General features: G+C 66.7%; 1 protein-coding gene and 1 pseudogene. Both read left to right on the top strand.

Going from position 1 to position 685, the window contains the following annotated elements:
- Nucleotides 1–341: pseudogene (locus tag ABWL39_RS20850) on the top strand (hypothetical protein); the annotation flags it as partial.
- Nucleotide 342: 1 nt separating this feature from the next.
- On the top strand, nt 343–685 hold a 343-nt coding region (locus ABWL39_RS20855), incomplete at its 3' end, for a phage GP46 family protein (RefSeq protein WP_367796124.1).

The raw sequence follows: 685 nt of genomic DNA on the forward strand, positions 1-685 counted from the left end.
CCGTGTACAGCGACGAGGGCGACAGCGTGGTGCTCAAACGTGGGCGCCTGGTCGAAGTGACGACGCAGACTTTGCGGGTCAATGCCAGCCAGCTCATCGAGCTGAATGCCCCAACCGTGACCGTCAATGCTGGCACGCAAATGCAGGCCGTCACGCCGAAGGTGCAACTGACCACGTCATTGGTCAACGCCACCGGCGCGCTGACGGCTGCGGGCGACATCACCGACATGGCCGGCGCAGGCGGTAAATCGATGGCGGCGATGCGCAGCACCTACAACAGCCACACCCACCACGAAAACAACACCAGCGGCGACACCAACGTGCCGACGCAGGGGATTTGACATGGATGCCTGGATCGATCCTGCCAGCGGCGGCTACCAACTGCAAAACGGCGCGCCGCTGCGTGACATGGCCGCCGGCCTGGCCAACGCGGTGTACCTGCGCCTGATGACGCCGCTCGGCAGCTACTGGGCCGATCCGCAATTGGGCAGCCGGCTGCACGAGTTGCAGCGGCACAAGGACGTGGGCCGCGTGGCCATGCTGGCGCGGCAATACGCTGAACAAGCGCTGGCGCCCTTGCTGGCCGACGGCCGGGCCACTGCTGTAGCGGTCGAGAGCGAACGCCCCGGCAATGGCCGCCTGCACCTGCGCATCACGCTGACCACCGCCGGTGGTGAGCGGCTGG

It is taken from the genome of Chitinivorax sp. PXF-14 (genome assembly GCF_040812015.1).
Classification (GTDB): domain Bacteria; phylum Pseudomonadota; class Gammaproteobacteria; order Burkholderiales; family SCOH01; genus JBFNXJ01.